Here is a 21,973-nt window from a genome sequence, read left to right as displayed (position 1 = left end):
CTCCCTGTCTTTCGCTGCCATCCATGCAGCTCTTCCAGTATACCGCCATCGTCAACAAAGAGGCCCCTCGCAAGGGGCCTCTTTCGTCATTGTGTGACCGGCAACGGGTCAGGCTTTCTTCGCCTTGGGCAGGCTCTCCTGCCATTTTCCGTTGTCGTAGTGGGCTGTCCAGCCGGTCGCCTTGCCGTTGACCTCGGTCATCACGTACTGCTCCTTGGTCTTGCGACTGAAGCGCACGATGGAGGCGTTACCGTCAGGATCTGACGCCGGGGCATCGGCCAGGTACTGGTGCTTGGGCGACAGGCGGTCACGGAAGCGCTTGAGCTCTTCCACCAGAGGCGCACGAGTCTCACGGGATTTCGGGAAGTTGCTGGCAGCCAGGAAGAGACCTGCAGCGCCGTCACGCAGCACGAAGTGGGCGTCGGACTGGGTGCATTTCAGCTCGGGCAGGGGTACCGGATCTTCCTTCGGCGGCGCGATGTCACCGTTTTTCAGGATCTTGCGGGTGTTTTTGCAGGTGTCGTTGGTGCAACCCATGTACTTGCCGAAGCGGCCGTTCTTGAGCTGCATCTCGGATCCGCAGCGATCGCACTCGATGCTCGGCCCTTCGTAGCCCTTGAGCTTGAACTGCCCCTGCTCGATCTCGTAGCCGTCGCAATCGGGGTTGCGACCGCAGACGTGCAGCTTGCGGCTGTCGTCGATGATGTAGGCATCCATGGCGGTGCCGCACACGCCGCAGCGGTGCTTGGCACGCAGCGCCTCGGTTTCCGCCTCGTCACCGTCAGTGGCGGAGACGAACTCGTCCGCGCTAACCAGGTTGATGGTCTTCTTGCAGCGCTCCTTGGGCGGCAAGGCGTAGCCGGAGCAACCGAGGAAGACGCCGGTGGTGGCGGTGCGAATGCCCATCTTGCGGCCGCAGTCGGGGCAGTCGATGTCGGTCAGCACCATCTGGTTGGCGCGCATGCCCCCCTCTTCATGGGGCTTGTCGGCCTGCTCCAGCTCCTGGGTAAACTCGGCGTAGAAGGCGTCCAGCACCTTCTTCCACTCCAGGCTCCCCTCGGCGATGCCGTCGAGCTTGTCTTCCATCTTGGCGGTGAACTCGTAGTTCATCAGCTCGACGAAGTTCTCCACCAGGCGGTCGGTGACGATCTCCCCCATCTTCTCGGCGAAGAAACGGCGGCTCTCGACCCGCACATAGCCGCGATCGACGATGGTGGAGATGATGGAGGCGTAGGTGGACGGGCGGCCGATGCCGCGTTTCTCCAGCTCGCGCACCAAGGCCGCTTCGGTGAAGCGGGCGGGCGGCTTGGTGAAGTGCTGGCGCGGGTCGAGTTTGACCAGTTTGAGCACCTCGCCCACTGTCACCGCTGGCAGCTGGCTGTCATCGCCCTTGCGACCCATGGGCGGCAGCGCCTTGGTCCAGCCGGCGAAGCGCAGGGTACGACCGCGGGCCTTGAGCTCGAACTCGCCCGCCTTGACGGTCAGGGTGGAGGAGTCGTATTGGGCCGGGGTCATCTGGCAGGCGACGAACTGGCGCCAGATGAGGTCGTAGAGCCGCATGGCGTCCGGCTCCATCCCTTCCAGCATCTCGGCAGTGACCTGCACGCTGGAGGGGCGGATCGCCTCGTGGGCCTCCTGGGCGTTGGCCTTGGCACCGTACAGGTTCGGCTCGGCCGGCAGGTAGGCGGCGCCATACTGCTCGCCGATGTATTCCCGCACCGCCTCGACCGCCTCTTTGCTGAGGTTGGTGGAGTCGGTACGCATATAGGTGATGTAACCCGCTTCGTAGAGACGCTGGGCCATCATCATGGTCTTCTTGACCCCGAAGCTCAGGCGGGTGGAGGCGGCCTGCTGCAGGGTGGAGGTGATGAAGGGAGCGGACGGCTTGGAGCCAGTCGGCTTGTCTTCCCGGTTCACCACCTTGTAGTCTACCCCTTCCAGGGCCGCCACGGCGGCGAAGGTCTCAGCCTGGGTCACCGGCTTGAAGTCCGCCCCGTTGCGGCTGACCACCTCCATGCGCAGCTCGCTCTTCTCGGCGGTCAGCAGATCGGCGTTGAGATCCCAGAACTCCACCGGCACGAACGCCTTGATCTCGCGCTCCTTGTCGACGATGAGGCGCACCGCGACGGATTGCACCCGACCGGCGGAGAGGCCGCGGGCCAGCTTCTTCCAGAGCAGCGGGGAAACCATGTAGCCCACCACCCGGTCGAGGAAGCGACGGGCCTGCTGGGCGTTGACACGATGGATGTTCAGCTCGGACGGCTGGGCAAACGCCTCCTGGATGGCGGTCTTGGTGATCTCGTTAAACACCACGCGCTTGTAGCGGCTGTCGTCGCCGCCGATGATCTCGCGCAGGTGCCAGGCGATCGCTTCCCCCTCTCTATCCAAGTCGGTTGCGAGATAGATGGTGTCGGCCTTGGCGGCCAGACTCTGCAACTCGCTGACCACTTTTTCCTTGCCGGGCAAAACCTGGTAGTTGGCCTGCCAGCCTGCGGTCGGGTTGATCCCCATCCGTGAGAACAGGGCGTTGCGATCCTTGGCCGCCTTCTCGGATTCGCTGAGCTTGACGCCGCGAATGACAGGTTTTTTGGGCTCGGTGCTGGCACTGCCGCTGGTCGGCAGGTCGCGCACGTGACCGACGCTGGATTTCACCACGTAGTCCTTGCCCAAATATTTGTTGATGGTCTTGGCCTTGGCCGGAGACTCCACTATGACCAGTGATTTGCCCATGCTGTAACTATTATCCTCGTTGCACCCGACGGGGTTGGCGTGCGGTTTTGTGGGGCTGTATAAGAGATTTGACGGGAAAAAGCAATCTTGTGAACAAATTTGCCAGCCAGCCCGAACCGCTCTGATTCTTTATTTATTAATGCGAAGCCGGCGTGCCGGACGCAACCGCTTTTTTGTTTTTATGCTATATCCCCCCCTTTTTTAGATTGGAAATGACATATCCAGCCACCCTTGTGACATAAAAACCCATTCTGGTTATCAGCTTGTTACAAAGGATGAAATCTCTTTATAATGGCCGCACGCCGCAGCTTTGTGCGCGGAAGGAACCGCTCCCCATATAAAAATCGAAAGGATGTAATCATGAAGCACTTCGAGGTCAACTTCGACGGCCTGGTCGGCCCCACCCACAACTACGCCGGCCTCTCCTATGGCAACGTCGCCTCCCAGAACAATGCCAAGGAGGCGTCAAATCCGAAGGAGGCCGCCAAGCAGGGGCTGCGCAAGATGAAGGCGCTGACCGAGCTCGGCATGGTGCAAGGGGTGCTGGCGCCCCAGGAGCGACCGGATCTCGCGACCCTGCGTCGCCTGGGCTTCACCGGCAACGATGCAAGCGTCCTGGCCCAGGCCGCAAAACAGGCCCCCGCCGTGCTGGCCGCCTGCTACTCCGCCTCCAGCATGTGGACCGCCAACGCCGCCACCGTCTCCCCCAGTGCCGATACCCAGGATGGCCGCATCCACTTCACCCCCGCCAACCTGACCAACAAGTTCCACCGCTCCCTCGAGCCCGAAGTGACCGGCCGCATCCTGCGCGCCGTCTTCAACAACGACCGCCACTTCAGCCACCACCAGCACCTGCCGGAGAACGATCACTTCGGTGACGAGGGCGCCGCCAACCACACCCGTCTGTGCCGCGCCTATGGCGAGGCCGGGGTCGAGCTGTTCGTCTATGGTCGCAGCGCCTTCGACGTCTCCCGCCCCGCCCCCCAGCGCTACCCGGCCCGCCAGACCCTGGAGGCCAGCCAGGCCATCGCCCGCCTGCACGGCCTGGGGGACGAGAGCGCCGTCTTCATCCAGCAGAACCCGGACGTGATCGATCAGGGGGTGTTCCACAACGACGTGATCGCGGTGGGCAACCAGAACGTGCTCTTCTTCCACCAGCAGGCCTTCCTCAACACTGCATCGGCCCTGGCCGAGGTGCGTACCAAGTTTGGCGAGGGTGAGCTGCACTTCATCGAGGTGCCGACGGCGGAAGTCTCCGTACTGGATGCGGTGAAGTCCTATCTGTTCAACACCCAGATCCTGACCCTGCCGTCCGGCGAGATGGCCATCATCGCCCCCACCGAGTGCCGCGACAACCCGGCGGTGGCCGCCTACCTGGCCAAGCTGGTGACCCTGGGCACCCCGATCAAGGGAGTGCACTACATGGACGTGAAGCAGAGCATGAAGAACGGCGGCGGCCCCGCCTGCCTGCGTCTGCGCGTAGCCATGAACGACACCGAACTCGCCGCGGTCAACCCGGCCTGCCTGATCAACGATGCCCAGTTCACCCGCCTGGACAACTGGGTGGATCGCCACTACCGCGACAGCCTGACCCTGGACGATCTGCGCGACCCCTCCCTGGTGCTGGAGACCCGCACCGCCCTGGACGAGCTGACCCAGATCCTGAAACTCGGCTCCGTCTACCCCTTCCAGCGCTAAGGCGCTCCGACGCAATAAAAAAGAGAGCCGGGCAAGTGCCCGGCTCTCTTTATTCCACTCCTGAACAGCGCCTCAGCGCCAGGGGCCTTGCTGCCACAGCCGGCCAAGGCCGGACTCCAGCCCCAGCGCCGCTTGTTTCCCCAGCTTCTGGGTCAGGCTCTTGGGCTTGCTGAAGCGAATGCCGACCACCTTGTGGTGGCTGGCCTGGGCCAGCAGGTAGTCATCGCTGGTGCAGAGCGCGTCCACCAGGCCGAGCTGCTTGGCCTCGCTCGCCAGCCAGTGCTCCCCCGTGGTGACCCTGTCGATGTCGAGGTTGGGTCTGTGCTCGGCCACGAAGGCCTTGAACCGCTCGTGGATGGCCCCCAGCTCCTCGCGAAACTTCTCCCGCCCCAGATCGTCGTTCTCGCCGAACATGGTGATGGTGCGCTTGTACTGGCCTGCGGTGTGCATCTCGAACTCGATGTCGTGCTTTTTGAGCAGCTTGTTGAAGTTCGGCATCTGGGCGATCACGCCGATGGAGCCAACGATAGCAAAGGGCGCCGCCAGGATCTTGTCCGCCACGCAGGCCATCATGTAGCCGCCGCTCGCCGCCACCTTGTCGATGGCCACGGTGAGGGTGATGTCCTTGTCTCGCAGGCGCTGCAGCTGGGAGGCGGCCAGGCCATAGCCGTGCACCACGCCGCCGCCGGACTCGAGGCGCAGCAGCACCTCGTCCCCCGGCCGGGCGACGCCGATCACCGCGCTCACCTCTTCCCGCAGGGAGGCTACCTCCCTGGCATCCATGCTGCCGTGAAAATCGAGCACGAAGAGTCGGCTGCGCTCATCCTCGCCCTTGGCGCGGGCCTTGTGGTCGGCCTTGCGCGCCTTCTCCATCTGCTTGCGCTCGGCCTTGCCAGCCAGCGCCGCCTGCAACTGATGACGCCCCTGCTCCAGTTCGCTGGAGAGATCGGTCACCACCAGCTCCCCCTTGCGCGCCTTCGGCTGGCGGCTGCTCGCGATCATCAGGATGACGGCGCCGATGGCCAGCAGGAAGGTGAGGGTCTTGGCCAGAAACAGGCCGTACTCGGTCAGAAATGCCACTTGATGCTCCACTGGTGTCCCCCCGATGAGTCGGGTGAGGGTCGATTTTGTTACATAGTAAGGAGTTTGCCGGCATCAGGCAAAAACTCTGCCGCGACCCGGTTCCATCCTGCACCGATCCGCGCTAGCTCCCTGTTTTATTCACATTTTTGCCATCTCATACTGGCCAACTGCTGGGCCCGGTCAGTACACTTGCCTCCTCTATTTGCTGGCGTGTCCATCCGCCAGGTCAAGGATCGTTAACAGGAGTTCACATGCTCGATTATCAGGCCCCCCAGGACCTGCTCAAGGACAAGGTCATTCTGGTGACGGGCGCCGGTGACGGCATCGGCCGCGAGGCGGCACTCACTTACGCGGCCCACGGCGCCACCGTGATCCTGCTCGGGCGCACCAGTGCCAAACTCGAGGCGGTCTACGACCAGATTGAGGCGGCCGGCCATCCCCTGCCCGCCATCGTGCCGGTGGATCTCAAGGGGGCGACCGCCGCCCACTACCGCGGCATGGCCGAGACCTTCGCCCAGCAGTTCGGTCGCCTCGACGGCGTGCTCTTCAACGCCGGGCTGCTCGGCACCCTGTCGCCGTTCGAGCACATCCAGGAGCAGGAGTGGGACGAAGTGATGCAGGTCAACGTCAAGTCCGAATTCCTGCTGACCCAGGCGCTGCTGCCCCTCGTTCGCCAGACCGCGAAAGAGCACGGCGAGGCCTCCATCGTCTACACCTCTTCCAGCGTGGGTCGCAAGGGGCGCGCCTACTGGGGCACCTATGCCATCTCCAAGTTCGCCGTCGAGGGGATGATGGAAGTGCTGGCTGACGAGCTGGAGAACACCAGGGTGCGGGTCAATACCCTCAACCCGGGCGGCACCCGTACCAGGATGCGGGCCAGCGCCTTCCCGGCGGAAGATCCCCAGACCCTGAAGACCCCGGCCGACCTGATGCCGCTCTATCTCTATCTGATGGGGCGGGACAGCCAGGGCCAGACCGGTCGGACCTTTGTGGCCCAGCCCAAATAAATCAACGATCCCAGCGGATGGGGTTACAGTGAAGAGGGGCGGCCAGGCGCGTCCCTTTGAATCTCATTTGCCCTGACAGGTTGCACTATGTTTCGTCCCAAGAGCACGTTTGAGCAATGGCGGATCTTTCAGGCCGTGGTGGACTGTGGCGGCTACGCCCAGGCCGCCGAGGCGCTGAACAAGAGCCAATCCTCCCTCAATCATGCGGTCGCCAAGCTGCAGCAGAGTCTGGGTGTAGCCCTGCTGGAGGTACGGGGACGCAAGGCGGTGCTGACGCCGGCGGGGGAGATCTTTCTCAAGCGGGCCCGCCAGCTCAGTCAGCAGGTGGAAGAGCTGGAGAACCTGGCCAACAACCTGGAACGCCAGTGGGAGCCGCAGATCAACCTCTATGTCTCCGTGCTGCAGCCGCGGGAGCGGCTCTACCGGGCGCTGGCCCACTTCTATCCCCGCAGCCGGGGTTGTCGCATCAACCTGCACGAGCGGATCCACTGCCACTTCAATGCGCTGCAACCCGGGGATCTGATGCTCTCCGAGCACCTGCCCCAGGATCGCACCGGCCTGCCCCTGGACGAGGTGTGCCTGCTGCCCCTGTGTGCGTCGGGCCATCCCCTCGCCGAACAGGAGGAGCCCGTCACCACCGAGCAGCTCGCCACCTACAACCAGATCAGCCTGCATCCCCCCATCCACCGCTCGGTGGACTGGAACGATGCGGACGACACCGGCTGGAAGGCGACCCACTATCACGAGGTGCTCAGCATGGTACGCCTCGGGCTCGGTTACGCCTGGGTGCCCCGTCACCTGGTGCAGGAGGAGCTCGCCAGTGGCGCCCTGGTGCAGCTCGAACTGGCCGGCGGCAACGAACGCTACCTCTACACCTACCTGCTCACCCCGGCGGTCGACGCCCTGGGTCCGGCAGCCGAGCTGCTGCTGCGCTGCCTGCGCAACGAATACCAGAGCGACGACGACAAATAACCCCCAGCGCCCTCCCCCGGGAGCGGGCGCCTGAGCCCCCCTCCACTAGACGTTAGGCACCCGCCAGCAGGCGGCCAGCGCCATCAAGGCCAGTGCCATGGCCACCATGAAGACCCCGTGAAAACTCCAGATCTCGGCCACGGTGCCGGCGATGGCCCCCGCCATGATGGAGCCGGTGCGGATGCTGTTGGAGAACAGGGTGGTCGCCACCCCGGCGCGGCCCGGCATCAGATCCTGGAAGTAGGACATGCCGATGCCGGCGACAATCCCGATGAAGATGGCGTTCAGCAGTTGCAGCGCGATCAGCGCCGTCTGGCTGGAGAGGGTGACCAGGCCAACGTAGAAGCCGACGCCGGCCAGCACCGCCAGCAGCATCATGGGCCGCTTGCCAAAGCGCCGGGTGTAATAACCCGCCAGCAGCATGAAGGGGATCTCCAGCGCCGCCGCCGTTCCCATCAGCACCCCAGCCAGCTTCTCGTCCAGCCCCAGCTCGCGGGTGATGTAGAGCGGCATGTTGATGAGGTACATGCTGTTGCAGGTCCACATCAGGGTGGAGGCGATGAAGAGCGCCCGCACCGAAGGGGTGCGCCAGCTGCTCACCCGCACCTCTCCCTCGGCAGGCCTGGCCAGCGGCAGGGAGGGGAGCCAGCGCCACACCACGAAAGCGCAGACCAGATAGGCCAGGGCCGAGGCGAGGTACATCACCTCGAAGCCGTAGCCGATGGCCAGCGCGAAGGCAGCCGGCGGCCCTATCACCCAGGCCAGGGAGAACTGGGCCCGCAACACGGAGCTGAACATGTCGGCCTGCTTGTTGCGGCTGTCGGCGTATTCCCGCGCCAGGGCGAACAGCTGGGGGCTGGCGGTAGCGGTCAGGCTCGCCAGCAGCACCCCCAGGCTCACCAGCAACCAGTATTGGCGGTTCCAGGCGAACAGCAGGGAGAGCACGATGCCGGCAAAACAGCAGCGCAGGATCAGTTGTTTGCGATCCCCCTTGTTGTCGGAGCGATGGCCGAGCCACTGGCTGATGAGGATGCCGATCACCGCGTTGACCGTATAGAAGAGCCCCACCAGGAAGGGACGGACCTGCACCTCCTCTGCCAGGAACAGGCTCAGGGTCGGCACCTGGAGCGCCACCGCCACCCCGGTCATGAAGGTCACGGCAAGAAAGGAGAGAGAGACGGGATCCGGCCTCTTGCGGGCTGCACTCAGCAAACTCATAGAGATACCATTGATATGGAAGAGAAAAGGGAGCCAGGAACGGGCAGGCGTACGATTTGACGGCGATTATCTTATGCCATTGTCAACAGCGACCTCAAGGCTTGCGGGGGCGCGGCCAAGTCCGTACATTGGTAGCCCATCTCTGGCCAGTACAAGGATTTAACATGTTTGATTTTGACCGGGAAATTGACCGCAGCGGCACCATGAGCCTGAAATGGGACAAGTACAAGGGCCAGGATGTGCTGCCCATGTGGGTGGCAGACACCGACTTCGTCTCCCCCCCCGCCATCCTGGAGGCGCTCACCCAGCGGGTCGCCCACGGCGTCTTCGGCTATTCCCGCCCCTCCCCCCGGCTGATCGAACTCATCAAGACCCGCATGCAGGCGCGCTATGGCTGGGAGATCCAGCCCGAGTGGCTCGTCTTCCTGCCCGGCGTGGTGCCGGGCCTCAACCTCGCCTGCAAGGCCTGGAGCCAGCACGGACGCGGCATCATCACCCCCAAGCCCGTCTACTACCCCTTCCTGCAGGCGCCGGGCTTCAACGACCGCCCCCTGCTCACCGTCCCCATGGTGGAGGAGGCCGGACGCTGGGTGCTGGATCTCGAGGAGCTGGAGCGCCAGGCGCCGTCGGCGGATCTGCTGCTGCTGTGCAACCCTCACAACCCGGGCGGCACCGTCTTCACCCGCGAGGAGCTCCTGGCCATCGACGCCATCGCCGAACGCCACAACCTGGTGATCTGCTCCGATGAAATCCACTGCGATCTGCTGCTGGACAAGGATGCCCGCCACATCCCCTACGGTGCCCTGAGCCCGGCGGCGGCCGAGCGCTCTGCCGTCATGATGGCGCCGAGCAAGACCTTCAACATCGCGGGCCTGTGCTGCTCCTTCGCCGTGATCCCCAACGCCAGGCTGCGCCTGAAATTGCAGCAGGCGATGCGCGGCATCAGTGCCGACGTCAACCTGCTGGGCTATGTGGCGGCCGAAGCGGCCTACGAAGGGGGCGATCCCTGGCTGACCGAGCAGCTCGACTACCTGGCGGGCAACCTGGCCCTGATCGAGCAGGCCGTTGCCCGCTGGCCCGGTATCAAACTGGCCAGGCACCAGGCCACCTACCTCGCCTGGATCGACGTGAGCGCCCTGGGGCTGGACGATCCCATTGCCTTCTTCGAGCAGGCCGGGGTCGGCCTCTCCCCCGGCGCCCAGTTTGGCGACGGCCAGTTCGTGCGGCTCAACTTCGGTTGCCCCCGGGCGCGGCTCGCCGAGGCGCTGGCCCGCATGGAGAAGGCCATCCTCCAGCGCTGACAGGGAGCGCCGCGGCTGCCGGTCAGCCGCGGCCAGATGGCAAAAATCATTCAGGTTCCCATCCGATGCAGATAAGATGAGACCTATGACGGGATGAGCCTGGCTCATCCTTTTTTTCAGCCACGGTTTTGGTTCACTATGCGCCCATTCGCCCTCTTTCCCCTGCTGCGCCTGTCACGCATCGCCCTCCCCTGGCTGGCGGCCATGCTGGCCCAGCCCCTTCTGGCCGCCCCCGCCTATGTCACCATAGGCACGGGGGCGCTCAATGGCGTCTACTACCCCACGGGTGGCGCCATCTGCCGCCTGCTCAACGAAGAGAGCGATCGTCACGGCCTGCACTGCACGGTGCAGAGCACCTCGGGCTCCCTCGCCAATCTGGCCGAACTCACCAAGGGAGATATTCAACTGGCCCTGGTGCAGTCGGATGTGCTCCATCACGCGGTACAGGGCAGCGGCCCCTTCGCGGGCCAGGCTCCTGACGATCGCCTGCGCAGCCTGTTGCGACTCCATCAGGAGTCCCTGACCCTGCTCGCCAGCGCCACCAGCAACATCACCACCCTGGCAGACATCGAAGGCAAGCGGGTCGAACTCGGCGCCCCCAACTCGGGGGACAAGGTCACCAGCCTGGCACTCCTGGACGCCATGGGCTGGCAGCCGGCCAGCTTCATGCCGCCCCCCCCGAGCACGCCCGGCAACCGGCTAGAAGGGCTCTGCAACGGTACCCTGGACGCCGCCTTCGTGGTCGCCGGCCACCCCAACCAGGCCATCGGCGACCTGACCGGTCGCTGCAAGGCACGCCTCATCCCCATCGAGGGGGAGCAGATAGACAGGCTGCTCAAGCAGTATCCCTACTATGAGCGCAGCCGCATCGGCGCCAACCTCTATCCGGGGCAGACCAGTGCGGTCAGCACCTTCGCCGTCACCGCCGAGCTGGTGGCGCTGGCCAGCCTGCCCGAGACCGAGGTGCGCACCCTGCGCGACGTGCTGAACGAGCGCCTCAAGCAGTTCACCCGTTTGCACCCGGCCCTCACGACCCTCACCTGGGAGGGAATGCAGGCCGGGAAACTCGCCCCGCTCCACCCGGGCATGCTGGATGCCGCGCCGGCGCCCATGTTGCAGCCGGATGCGCTCACGGCATCCGGAGCCCAGGCCACCTCGGGAGCCCTGCCCACCGACTCCCCGGCCCCCACCAGTGCGGCCACCCCGCTGGAAGGCGCCGAGACCCGGCCGGAGCAACCCGCCGGCGCCACCCTGCCGGCGAGCTCGGCCGCGGTGGCCACAGACACGGCACCGGCCCTGACCGGGAGCCCGGCCCGGGGCAGCGCCGTGCTGACGCCGGGTGCCTTGCCCGCCGCCGAAGGCCAGACCCCGTCGGCAGCAGGCGCGACCGGCCAGACGGCGCCACTTCCCTCCACGCCCAGCGGCGCCGTCGAGGTGAAGGAAACGCCCGCCCAGTGACGGGCACCCGAAACGAAAAGAGAAAAGGCCACCCCTGGGTGGCCTCTTCTCTTTTCGGCGACGAGCCGGGCTGCGGCGTCAATTGACGGCTGGCAGCAGGGCCGGGCTCTGGATCTCCTCCTCCACCCAGTGCAGCAACTGCTTGATGGCCCGCGACAGCACCTGGTTCTGGCGCACCACATACCCCAGGCTGGTGCCGGGAAAGTCGGTGAGCCGGGTCACGGGGGCGGTCAGCTTGAGCCTGGGGTGGAGGGAGAAGTCCGGCACGATGGCGACCCCGAAGCCCGCCTCCGCCCAGTCGAGCTGGGCATCCACGCTGCCCACCTCCATGATGCGGCAGCTCGGCAGGCCGAGCAGGGGCAATGAGGGGTCGATGAGTGCCCGGGTCCGGGTGTCGTGGCCCAGCAGGATCAGGGTGGGTTCGTCCAGGGGATCTCTCTCCCCCGAGCTCGCCCGCGCCTGCCAGCGGCCAAGGCCGTGGCCCAGGGCGCACCAGGTCACCTGCTGCAGCTCTGTGTAGAAGAGCGGTTCGCTGCGCTTTTGCGCCATCACGAAGCCGAGATCCGCCTTGCCCGCCCGCACCAGATCCGCCGCCTGATCCGAGGTGGTGTTGAACAGGGTGAGGTCGATGCCGGGAAAAGCCTGCTTGAAACGCTGGAACGGCTGGATGAGCAGCAGGCGCGAGATGATGTCGCTGGCGGCGATGGCGAGCGTCCCCTGACTCAGCTGGCTCAGGGCATTGAGATCGGACTGGCAGAGCTGCAGCTCGTTGATGGCGCGCTCGGCGCTTTGCAGCAGCCGCTCCCCCGCCTGGGTCAGGCGAAACGGGCTGCGCTCCACCAGCTTGACCCGGGTCGCCTGCTCCAGGTTCTTGAGGTGCAGGCTGACGTTGGGCTGGGTCATGTGCAGCTCGGTGGCGGTCTGGCCGAAATGCTGCAGCCGGGCCAGGGTGACGAAGGTATGTAGCCAGTGAATGTCCAGCATGGGGATCCTCTTCTACCCCGGCTCCCGGGGCGCCGCCCAGTGGGGAGGGACGCCTCCCGAAGCGGGCATGGTGTCGATAAATACACCACAATTATATGACTCTCTTATCGGAATTATAAAGATAATTAATTTTTCTAATCCGCCCCGGCCTCCTAGGATGATCGCCTAACGTCTTAGGAGAAAGAGTCATGTCGTCTATCGTAGTCGTAGGTGCTAACTGGGGTGATGAAGGCAAGGGCCGCATCGTCGATTATCTGGCAGGCCAGGCTGGCGCCAGCATTCGTTTCCAGGGCGGCAACAACGCCGGCCACACCGTGGTCAACGATCTGGGCACCTTCAAGCTGCACCAGGTGCCGAGCGGCGTCTTCAACCCGGACTGCCTGGTCGTGCTGGGCCCCGGCATGGTGATCAGCCCCGAAAAGCTGACCGTCGAGCTGGAAGAGGTCAAGGCCTCCGGCGTCACGCCCAAGCTCGCCATCTCTGACCGCGCCACCCTGTGCCTGCCGCTGCACGCACTGGAAGACACCCTGGAAGAGCAACGCCTGGGCGACGGCGCCTACGGCTCCACCCGTCAGGGCATTGCCCCGGCTTACGGTGATCGGGTCATGAAAAAGGCGATCCTGGTGGGCTGGCTGAAACAGCCGGACGTGCTGGTGGAACGCATCCAGTTCATGCTGGACTGGAAACTGCCGCAGATGAAGGCTCTCTATCCCGACTTCGAATTCACCCAGACCGCCCAGGAAATGGCCGACTGGCTGCTGGAAGTGTCCGCTCCCTGGCTGGACGCCGTCTGCAACGTCAGCATGCCCCTCAAGGCCCTGCAGGCCGAAGGCAAGACCCTGCTGTTCGAAGCCCAGCTGGGCGCCGGCCGTGACCTCATCTACGGCGAATACCCCTGGGTCACCTCCTCCCACGTGTCTGGCGCCTACGCCGGCATCGGTGGCGGTCTGCCGGGCCTGCGCCCGGAGCGCGTCATCGCCGTGGCCAAGGCATTCAGCTCCTCCGTCGGTACCGGCACCCTGCTGACCGCCATGGAGAACCAGGACGAGTTCCGCAAGATCACCAACGAGTTCGGCGCCACCACCGGCCGTCCCCGTGACGTCGGCTACTTCGACGCCGTCGCCACCAAGAATGGCGTCGAGCTGCAGGCCGCCACCGAAGTGGCCCTGACCAAGCTGGACTGCCTGACCGGTCTGCCGGATCTGAAGATCTGCGTGGCCTACCAAGGCGCTCACACCGAGAACCCGATCTGGCCGCAGACCGCCGCCCTCACCCCCGTCTACGAGAAGATGGAGAGCTGGAGCGAAGACATCAGCGGCTGCCGCACCTTCGCCGAGCTGCCCAAGGCGGCCCAGGACTACGTGCTGCGCATCGAAGCCCTGCTGGGCGTGCCGGTGCCCATGGTCTCCGTCGGCCCGGGCCGTGACGAGATGATCCTGCGCTAAGCCGCCCTAACCTCTCTCTGCTACACCAAAACCGGCATCCCTGATGCCGGTTTTTTTATGCCCGCCTTTTTGCCGCCGACCGTCGCGCGATCGCAGTGACGACCTCCCAAGCCCTTCACTGCACAGCTATCCGCTTAAAGCCAGGATCGGCCAGCTCCCTTGTCCATGCCGGCACACCGGCCCCCCCTGCCCCGCTCACCGCTCACCGCTCACTGCTCACTGCTCACTGCTCACTGCTCACTGCTCACTGCTCACTGCCAAAGTAAATAGTTACTAAAACAAAAATCCATGTAACTCCGTGTAACCGGGTGATCAGGCTCACACCACGGCTCTGAATACCGTGATGCAGCTCCCAAACACCCCGTGAAATTGCCCTAAAATGGCTCACGCAAAAATGTTTTCACTAAAACAGAACTAAAAAAACACCTTCCTTAACCTACAAACGATCATTGGAGTGAGTAATGTTTCGTAAAAGTTTACTTTCAGTCGCCCTGGGCGTTGCCCTGTTTGGCCTCACCGCCTGCAACGGCAATGAATCCAGCAGCCCGGCCGCCCCCAGCGCCACCCTGGCGAACCAGTACAAGGACGTGATCGACCGCAGCGGCACCCCGCGCCAGTTCCGTGACTTTGACAGCTACTCCAACCTCAAATACAACCCGCTGCTGGACCTCGGTGCCTGGCACGGCTTCCTGCTGCCCGCCAGCGACAGCGAGTGGGGCGGCTTCACCGGCCCCATGGTCATCTCGGAGGAATACAGCCTCTTCTTCGCCAGCGAGCTGGACAAGCTGACCCTGAGCGATGAGAGCGGCCGCGCCTTCCCGCTCACCAGCGCCAGCAGCCACGACATCCATGCCATCCCGGGGGCCCTGGTGCAACGCTTCGAGTTCGAGCCCTTCACCCTGGAGCTGGAGCTGCGCTACGGCGATGCCCGCACCGCCATCATCCGTACCCGCCTCATCAACCACCAGGATGCGCCGCTCACTCTGACCCTCAACTGGCAGGGGGCTCTGCTCAACCAGTGGGATGCCAAGAATACGGTCGCCAGCAAGTACCCCGACTGGACCCGCACCCTCAGCCAGAGCGAACGCGGTGTGGCGTTCCAGTTTGGCGAGTTGCGCAGCACCTGGAACATCATGCAAGGCGGCAGCGCCAGCTACCGCATCGATCGCACCCTGCCGAGCCGCACCACCCTCGACGAGCAGGGGCTTGGCTACGTGAGCGAGGCCAGCCTCACCCTGGCCGCCAAGGGGCAGCAGGACATCTACACCCTGCAGAGCTATGTGCACTCGAGCGATGAGGCAAGCCGCTTCGAGCAGAGCCGCCAGGCGCTCCTGGCCAGGCCAGCCGACTACTTCGATGACTCCATCCGCCGCTGGGAGGATTACCTCGAGCGCGGCCTCTCCAACCAGGGGATCCCGGAGTCCGAGCGTCGCATCGCGGTCAAGGCGATGGAGACCCTCAACGGCAACTGGCGCTCGCCGGCAGGCGCCATCCTGCACGACGGGGTGACCCCCTCCAACACCGCCCGCTGGTTCGACGGGGTCTGGGCCTGGGACAGCTGGAAGCACGCCTACGCCATGGCCCACTTCAACCCCGAGGTAGCCAAGAACAACGTGCGCGCCATGTATGACTACCAGATCCAGGCGGATGATCCGGTGCGCCCCCAGGACGCCGGCATGGTGATCGACGCCGTCTTCTACAACAAGCTCGCCGATCGGGGTGGCGACGGCGGCAACTGGAACGAGCGCGACACCAAGCCGCCCCTCTCCGCCTGGGCCATCTGGGAGATCTACAGCGCCACCAAGGACAAGGCCTTCATCGCCGAGATGTATCCGAAGATCCGGGCCTATCACGACTGGTGGTACCGGGCCCGGGACAACAACCGCAACGGCATCATCGAATACGGCGCCACCCGCCACGTCGAGCACAACGACGAGTTCGGCAACATCACCTTCAAGGTGCAGTACCCGGCAGGGGTGCCGGCCGGTCTGGATCTGTCGAGCTGTACCAACGAGGGGGATGGCTGGTATGGCTGCGCCGGCATGGCGCTCTACCAGCAGGTATTGAGTGTCGGTGGCTACGCCGACATGGATATCGGTGCCCAGCACGGCGCCGGCTGGGAGTCCGGCATGGACAACGCCGCCCGCTTCGGCTTTATCGAGCAGGATCAGTTGCAGCGTTACGCCGACAAGACCTATGGCGGCGACCTGGCCCGTGCGCGTCAGGACTGGAACGTCTTCTTCTTCGAAAACCACCGGGATGATGGCGAACTCATCGGCTTCTCCATCGATCAGGAGTCGGTGGAGCTCAACGCCTTCCTCGCCAAGGAGAAACGCATCCTGGCCGACATGGCCGAGCTGCTCGGCAAGCCGGACGAGGCGAGCCGCTACCGCGAAGGAGCGACCCAGCTGGCGGGCTACATCAACAGCTGCCTGTTCGACGAGGCCTCCGGCTTCTATTACGACCGCCAGATAGCCCAGGGGGATCTGCCCGACGCCAACGGCTGCGTCGGCAAGCTGTTGACCGCCCGCGGCCGTGGCCCGGAAGGGTGGAGCCCGCTCTGGGCCGAGGTGGCGGACGAGGAGAAGGCGGCGCGGGTGCGCGAGGTGATGCTCAATGCCCGGGAGTTCAACACCAGGGTGCCGCTCGGCACGGCGGCGCTGACCAACCCGGCCTACGACCCCGACATCTACTGGCGCGGCCGGGTCTGGCTGGATCAGTTCTACTTCGGCGTGAAGGGGCTGGAGAACTACGGCTATCGAAGCGATGCCCAGATGCTGGTCAACAAGCTGTTTGCCAACGCCGAGGGGCTGGCGGGCAGCGGCCCCATCCGCGAGAACTACAACCCGGAGACCGGCGCCATGCAGGGGGCCAGCAACTTTAGCTGGAGCTCGGCCCACCTCTACATGCTCTATCGCAACTTCCTGAAAACAGAGGGCTGATCCCTATCAGCAGCAATGAGCCAACAAAAAGGCCTCCGCAAGGGAGGCCTTTCTTATGGCGGCGCCAGAGGTGACGACTTACTTGACGGTCACCCGGGCAAACTTGCGCTTGCCGACCTGGTAGACGGCGGTACCGGCACCGATGAGTGCCTTGCCATCGTCCAGCTTCTCGCCATCAACCTTCACCGCGCCCTGCTTGATCATGCGCAGCGCTTCGGAGGTGGTGTCCACGAGACCTGCGTCTTTGAGCAGGTTGGCGATGGCCAGCCCTTCCCCTTCCAAGGCCAGCTCGACCTCCGGCATCTCGTCCGGAATGGCGTTCTTGGAGAAGCGCTGGGTGAAGTCTTCGTGGGCCGCCTCGGCTGCCGCCTCGTCGTGGTAGCGGGCGATGATCTCTTTGGCCAGCCAGATCTTCACGTCCCGCGGGTTGAGGGTGCCGGCGGCAATGCCCGCCTTGAAGCCTTCAATTTCAGTCAGCGGGCGGAAGGAGAGCAGCTCGTAGTAGTTCCACATAAGATCGTCGGTGATGGACATGATCTTGCCGAACATCTCCCCCGGGGCGTCGTGCACGCCGATGTAGTTGGCAGCGGACTTGGACATCTTCTTGACGCCGTCCAGACCCACCAGCAGCGGCATCATCAGCACGCACTGGGTCGCCATGCCGGCATCTTTTTGCAGCTCGCGGCCCATCAGCAGGTTGAACTTCTGGTCGGTGCCGCCGAGCTCGACGTCCGCCTTCAGCGCGACCGAGTCATAGCCTTGCAGCAGCGGATAGAGGAATTCGTGAATGGCGATGGACTGGCCGTTGCTGTAGCGCTTCTTGAAGTCGTCGCGCTCCATCATGCGGGCCACGGTCTGCTTGGCCGCCAGCTTGATCATGCCGGTCGCACCCAGCTCGCTCAGCCAGGTGGAGTTGTACTCGATGCGGGTCTTGGCCGGGTCGAGGATCTTGAACGCCTGCTCCGCATAGGTGAGGGCGTTGTGCTTGATGGCCTCTTCGGACAGGGGCGGACGGGTGGCGTTCTTGCCGGAGGGATCCCCCACCATGGCGGTGAAGTCGCCGATCAGCAGGATGATCTCGTGACCCAGATCCTGGAAGGTCTTCAGCTTGTTCAGGATCACGGTATGACCCAGGTGGATGTCGGGAGCGGTCGGATCCATCCCCAGCTTGATGCGCAGCGGGCGCCCTTCCTTCAACTTGGCGACAAGTTCTTCTTCTACCAGAATTTCTTCCGCTCCGCGCTTGATCTCGGCTAGCGCCACCTCGAGCTGGGACATTTTTTGACTCTCCAATCACGATTCCACAGGGCCAGACATATTACTGGAATGGCAGGCCAATTGGAAAGGCGGTAAACTCCGACCTTCTTATGGATTCAACGTCGTCTGCTTCTCATGGTCCTTTGGCACGCCTTCAACTCTCTTCCCACCTGGCACCGCAAGATGGTGCTTATCCTGAGCATTCTGATCATGATGCTGGCAGCCTGGCCGAGCGAGCAGGCGGTCGCCACCCGGGTCGATGACAACGGCAACGAGCTGGCCATCGAGCAGCAGGTCGACGAGGAGGCGCTGCTGGCCCGCGCCGAGCCCGTGGTCACCCCGCCCAAGCCAAGCTACCTCACCAGACAGGTGAAGGTGCGCAGCGGCGACAACATGGGGGTCATCTTCCAGCGCCTTGGCCTCAGCACCACGGATCTGCACCTCATCGATCAGCTCGCCGGCACCGATCCCCTGCGCATGCTCAAACCCGGCCAGGAGCTCACCTTCAAGCTCACCAAGGGCGGCGAGCTGCACAGCCTCTACTATCCCCACAGTCTGGAGCAGGCGCTCAAGGTGAGCCGCAAGGACGAGGGCTTCGTGGCCAGACCCGTGCGGCTCGAACTCGACACCCGCGAACAGGTGGCCAAGGGGGAGATCCGCTCCAGCTTCTGGGGGGCCGCAGTGGACGCTGGCATGACCGAGGATCAGATCATGGATCTTGCCGCCATCTTCGGCTGGGACATCGACTTCGCCCAGGACCTGCAGCCGGGGGACAGCTTCCGGGTGGTCTATGAAGAGAAATACCAGGATGACGAGCGGGTCGCCTCCGGCGATATCCTGGCTGCCGAGTTCGTCAACCAGGGTGCCACCTACCGCGCCGTGCTGAACGGGGATGGCAACTACTACACGCCGGAAGGCAAGGCGATGCGCAAGAGCTTCCTGCGCGCGCCGGTCAACTTCAAATACATCAGCTCCAACTTCAACCCTCGCCGGCTGCATCCGGTCACCGGCAAGGTGCGCCCCCACAACGGCATCGACTACGTGGCGCCGGTGGGCACCCCCATCATGGCGGCGGGTGGCGGCAGCGTGGTGGCCGCCGGCTACAACCAGTTCAACGGCAACTACGTCTTCATCAAGCACGCCGGCAACTACGTGACCAAGTACCTGCACCTCTCCAAACGCACCGTCAACAAGGGGCAGCGGGTGAAGCAGGGGCAGACCATAGGCCTGCTCGGCGGCACCGGCCGGGTGACAGGCCCGCACCTGCACTATGAATTCGTGGTGGGCGGCGTGCACAAGAATCCCCGCACCCTCACCCTGCCCCAGGCAGAGTCCCTCGGCGGACGGGAACTGGCCAGCTTCAAGGCCCAGGCCATGCCCCAGCTCGCCAAGCTCGACGGCGCAGAGCTGCATCTGGCCCAGAACAAGCGGGACAGCAACGGCAGTTGAGCCCAGGCTGGGTGGCCTGGAACCAGGATACCAGGGGCAAGACCCCCGGATTGTTATCTCGCGTCTTGGGCCGCTGGCTGAAGACGACACAGGGGAGATGAGATGAGCGAGCGTTATATCGGATTGATGTCGGGGACCAGAACTGGGACAGAACATGGTATCGCCCGGGCTCCCTGCACCACTGAAGGGGTTAAGTCATGAGTGAGCGCTATATCGGACTGATGTCAGGCACCAGCATGGATGGTATTGACGCCGTGCTGGTGGTCATCGACGGAGAGCACCTCAAGGTCGAAGCGGCCCTCAGCCACCCCTGGCCCACCGCTCACGAGCTGCACGCCCTCTGCACCCCGGGGGACAACGAGATCGACCGCATGGGGGTGGCCGACAACCTGGTCGCCCGCGAGTTTGCCGCCGCCACTCAGGCCCTGCTCGCCAAGGCCGGCCTCGTGCCTGCCGATATTCGTGCCATCGGCAGCCACGGCCAGACCATACGTCACCGCCCCCAGCTCGGCTTTACCCTGCAGATCGGCAACGCGGCTCTGCTGGCGGCCTTGACCGGCATCGATGTGGTGGCCGATTTTCGCACCATGGACATGGCCCTCGGCGGCCAGGGGGCCCCGCTCGTGCCCGCCTTCCATCAGGCCTTCTTCGCCCGCCCCGGTGCCCTGCGGGTGGTGCTCAACCTCGGCGGCATCGCCAATATCTCGGTGTTGCCGGGCCAGGCGGATGGCGTCTATGGCTTTGATACCGGCCCGGCCAATACCCTGCTCGACGGCTGGTATCGCCGCCACCACCCCAAGGGTGCCAGCTATGATGCCGGCGGTCAGTGGGCCGCCAGCGGCAAGCTGCTCCCTGCGCTGCTGGAGCAGCTGCTGGCCCACCCCTACTTCGCCGCCCCCCACCCCAAGAGCACGGGGCGCGAGATGTTTACCCTCGACTGGCTCGATGGCGAGCTGGCCGGTCACGCTCATGCCCCGGCAGATGTGCAGCGCACCCTGCAGGCGCTCACCTGCCACAGCATCGCCCGCCAGCTGCCCGCACTGGCGGATGCGCAGAGCCGGCCCGAGCTCTATGTCTGCGGCGGCGGCGCCCATAACGCGCCGCTGCTGGCGGAGCTCGCCACCCTGCTGCCCCGCTGGCACATCGCCAACACGGCCGAGCTGGGGATTGCCCCCGACTGGATGGAAGGGGCGGCCTTTGCCTGGCTGGCACAGCGCTTTATCCACCGCCAGCCCGGCAACCTGCCGGCCGTCACCGGTGCCAGCCGCCCCGCCGTGCTGGGCGCTCTCTATCCCGCCTGAGCCAGGCCTGGTCCAGACCCAATAGAGCAGGGCCGTCACTCGACGGCCCTGCTCTTTAATTACCTGCCTGTTCTGCCAGCCCCTCTTGCAAGGGCGTGATGCTATCGACGGCTCACCGCTTCCAGCAGGGTGGTGGCGGCCAGCTTGCCGAGGGGATTGCCCGCCAGCGGGCTGTCGCCGGTCAGCAGATTGCGATCCCGACACACCTCCCCCGAGATGCCGCTGTTGACTATCTCGAACCCCATCCCCTTGAGCCGCTCGCCAAAACGCCAGGTGAGGTGGCCCGGCATGTAGCCGATCGCCGGGGTCTGCGCATCCAGCTCGTCGGGGAAGGCGCAGATCTTGTAGCCGGCAAAGGTCTGCGGGTTGGCCACCGCGAGCAGGGCCGCCGGCCCGTGGCACAGGGTGATGATGAAGCGATCGTTGGCCATGGCCCACTCCAGCAGCGCCTTCATCTCGCGGCTCTCGGGCAGTCCCATCAGGGCACCGTGCCCGCCGGGGATAAACACGCCGAGATAGTCCGACTCGGGGCCCAGCGCCCGCACCAGTAGATCGGCCAGTCTGGCCGGCTGGCGAAACTGCTCCTGGTATTTGCCATAGAGCCCCACGACCGCCTCATCCTCCGTCGGCATGGCCCACCACTCGAACTTGACCGGGTTACCCGACAGGGTGGCGATGTCAAAGGCAAAACCGGCCTTGTCGAGGTGATACATGGGCAGCAGGGTTTCGACCGGATGGTTGCCGGTAGAGAACAGGGTGCCGTTGTCGGTGGGCAGGTAGCGCTCATCGGCCCCGATCAGCAGGATCTTCCAGCGGCCGCCACGGTAAGGCGCGGGATAGTCGGCCCCCTCAAGGTCCGACTTGGTCGAGGTGAACTGGCTCAATGAATAGGGTGAGGGGAAAAAGGCATTCTGTTCAGCCGGATCCGGGGTCGGCTGCTTGTCGTCGTTCGGCTTGTCGGTCATGGGACTGCTCTCCATCCTGGGTTGACTCGTTCACACAGTATTGACCGTCGGGGGCCTGGCAACCGGGAGCCATCCCTCACTCCTGCCATTCTCCGGCGCCCTCTGCCGGTGCCTTCAGGGTGCATTCGCGCCGCTGAAAATATATGGCATAACCCGGGCGGCA

Annotated in this window: 15 protein-coding genes; 9 read left to right on the top strand and 6 right to left on the bottom strand. The window is 64.5% G+C overall.

Translation table 11 applies throughout. The annotated features are described in order from the left end of the window. Window positions 1-108: 108 nt before the first annotated feature. The gene (gene topA, locus J9885_RS03950; protein WP_210548161.1) at window positions 109-2,730 is read right to left on the bottom strand and encodes a type I DNA topoisomerase; all 2,622 of its coding nucleotides are present in this window, start codon (window positions 2,728-2,730) and stop codon (window positions 109-111) included. 360 nt (window positions 2,731-3,090) lie between these two features. Here topA and astB point away from each other — a divergent pair, with 360 nt between their 5' ends. Next, window positions 3,091-4,428 carry an N-succinylarginine dihydrolase gene (astB, locus tag J9885_RS03945; protein WP_210548160.1) on the top strand — a complete coding sequence of 446 codons (1,338 nt, stop codon included), beginning with the start codon at window positions 3,091-3,093 and terminating at the stop codon, window positions 4,426-4,428. Between the two features lie 72 nt (window positions 4,429-4,500). Here astB and sohB read toward each other — a convergent pair whose 3' ends face one another. Further along, window positions 4,501-5,508, bottom strand: coding sequence for a protease SohB (sohB, locus tag J9885_RS03940; protein ID WP_134696955.1), 1,008 nt, complete (start codon window positions 5,506-5,508; stop codon window positions 4,501-4,503). Window positions 5,509-5,762: 254 nt separating this feature from the next. Here sohB and J9885_RS03935 point away from each other — a divergent pair, with 254 nt between their 5' ends. Then, on the top strand, window positions 5,763-6,518 hold the full coding sequence (locus tag J9885_RS03935) for a YciK family oxidoreductase (RefSeq protein WP_043762022.1): 756 nt from the start codon (window positions 5,763-5,765) through the stop codon (window positions 6,516-6,518). A gap of 87 nt (window positions 6,519-6,605) precedes the next feature. Next, window positions 6,606-7,490, top strand: a complete 885-nt coding sequence (locus tag J9885_RS03930; protein WP_043762023.1) for a LysR family transcriptional regulator — start codon at window positions 6,606-6,608, stop codon at window positions 7,488-7,490. 45 nt (window positions 7,491-7,535) lie between these two features. Here the strand turns inward: J9885_RS03930 and J9885_RS03925 are convergent, their stop codons facing one another. Then, entirely contained in the window at window positions 7,536-8,708 is a 1,173-nt protein-coding gene (locus J9885_RS03925) for an MFS transporter (protein WP_210548159.1), read from the bottom strand. A 164-nt stretch (window positions 8,709-8,872) separates the two neighbouring features. Between J9885_RS03925 and J9885_RS03920 the strand changes: the two genes are divergently transcribed. Together J9885_RS03920 and J9885_RS03915 are read left to right on the top strand one after the other, a co-directional pair. After that, on the top strand, window positions 8,873-10,009 hold the full coding sequence (locus J9885_RS03920) for a PatB family C-S lyase (protein WP_210548158.1): 1,137 nt from the start codon (window positions 8,873-8,875) through the stop codon (window positions 10,007-10,009). 138 nt (window positions 10,010-10,147) lie between these two features. Further along, window positions 10,148-11,467, top strand: coding sequence for a TAXI family TRAP transporter solute-binding subunit (locus J9885_RS03915; protein WP_210548157.1), 1,320 nt, complete (start codon window positions 10,148-10,150; stop codon window positions 11,465-11,467). 78 nt (window positions 11,468-11,545) lie between these two features. Here the strand turns inward: J9885_RS03915 and J9885_RS03910 are convergent, their stop codons facing one another. Further along, entirely contained in the window at window positions 11,546-12,451 is a 906-nt protein-coding gene (locus J9885_RS03910) for a LysR family transcriptional regulator (protein WP_210548156.1), read from the bottom strand. A 188-nt stretch (window positions 12,452-12,639) separates the two neighbouring features. Between J9885_RS03910 and J9885_RS03905 the strand changes: the two genes are divergently transcribed. Together J9885_RS03905 and ygjK are read left to right on the top strand one after the other, a co-directional pair. Further along, window positions 12,640-13,896: an adenylosuccinate synthetase gene (locus J9885_RS03905; protein WP_134696961.1), complete on the top strand. Its 1,257-nt coding sequence runs from the start codon at window positions 12,640-12,642 to the stop codon at window positions 13,894-13,896. A gap of 461 nt (window positions 13,897-14,357) precedes the next feature. Further along, complete coding sequence (gene ygjK, locus J9885_RS03900; RefSeq protein WP_210548155.1) at window positions 14,358-16,838, top strand: alpha-glucosidase; 2,481 nt, start codon at window positions 14,358-14,360, stop codon at window positions 16,836-16,838. Window positions 16,839-16,916: 78 nt separating this feature from the next. Here the strand turns inward: ygjK and tyrS are convergent, their stop codons facing one another. Next, complete coding sequence (gene tyrS / locus J9885_RS03895) at window positions 16,917-18,116, bottom strand: tyrosine--tRNA ligase (protein WP_134696963.1); 1,200 nt, start codon at window positions 18,114-18,116, stop codon at window positions 16,917-16,919. Between the two features lie 114 nt (window positions 18,117-18,230). Here tyrS and J9885_RS03890 point away from each other — a divergent pair, with 114 nt between their 5' ends. Both J9885_RS03890 and J9885_RS03885 read left to right on the top strand, forming a co-directional pair. Beyond that, window positions 18,231-19,544, top strand: a complete 1,314-nt coding sequence (locus J9885_RS03890) for a peptidoglycan DD-metalloendopeptidase family protein (protein WP_210548154.1) — start codon at window positions 18,231-18,233, stop codon at window positions 19,542-19,544. A 197-nt stretch (window positions 19,545-19,741) separates the two neighbouring features. Next, window positions 19,742-20,845, top strand: coding sequence for an anhydro-N-acetylmuramic acid kinase (locus J9885_RS03885; RefSeq protein ID WP_210548153.1), 1,104 nt, complete (start codon window positions 19,742-19,744; stop codon window positions 20,843-20,845). A 101-nt stretch (window positions 20,846-20,946) separates the two neighbouring features. On the opposite strand, the gene hchA is transcribed toward J9885_RS03885, so the two are convergent. Further along, window positions 20,947-21,810 (bottom strand): glyoxalase III HchA, encoded by an 864-nt coding sequence (gene hchA / locus J9885_RS03880; protein WP_210548152.1) that lies wholly within the window; start codon window positions 21,808-21,810, stop codon window positions 20,947-20,949. Window positions 21,811-21,973: the final 163 nt, after the last annotated feature.

The organism is Aeromonas sp. SrichE-2G, assembly GCF_017939565.1.
In the GTDB taxonomy this organism is placed as follows: Bacteria; Pseudomonadota; Gammaproteobacteria; order Enterobacterales; family Aeromonadaceae; genus Aeromonas; species Aeromonas taiwanensis.
The sequence above is the reverse complement of the archived record's forward strand: the minus strand, read 5'-3'. Positions and strand labels throughout refer to the sequence as shown.